We start from the raw sequence: 598 nt of genomic DNA on the forward strand, positions 1-598 counted from the left end.
CCCCGACCGGGCGGCCGGCAGACCTCTTCGGCAACGCATCGTGCCGTCCTCGCCCGGCTTCCCGGCGCCGCGGCCCGCGCCTGCCCGCCCAGCCGCCCCAGACGGCCCGCGACCTGCGATCTCTCCCGGTCGGCCGCGCTGCGCCGTGCCCCCAGCTCCTCGACCCGGGCGGCGCACTCGCGCCGCCGCTCCCGGGCTCTGTCCCGTTCCCCGGTCAGCGCCTCGCACCGGCCGTCCAGTTCGGCCAGCCCGGCGGAGGCCTCGTCCACCGACACCCGCAACTCCAGCAGCGACGGCGCCCCTGCCGAACCTCCCTGCGCGAAGTGGGCGCCGAGCAGATCGCCCTCGGCGGTGACGGCGGTCAGCTCCGGGCGAGTGGTCACCAGCTCCAGCGCGTCCCGGAGGGCCTCGACCACCACCACGCCGCGCAGCAGCCGCCGCACGGCGGGCAGCAGGGCCTCAGGGCCCGACACCAGCTCCGCGGCCCACCGCGCGCCGGGTACGTCCAGGGTCGCGGAAGGCTCCTCCCGGCAGCGGCCGCCGAGCACCAGCGCCGCACGGCCGGCGTCCTGTGCGCGCAGCAGGCGCAGGGCGCCGG

Annotated in this window: 1 pseudogene; it reads right to left on the reverse strand. The window is 79.1% G+C overall.

What is annotated here, in order from left to right:
• Positions 1-598 (reverse strand): annotated as a pseudogene (locus AC2CJA_RS27105) (chromosome segregation protein SMC); the annotation flags it as partial.

The sequence above is a fragment of the Streptomyces sp. ATLC9 genome (assembly GCF_057196705.1).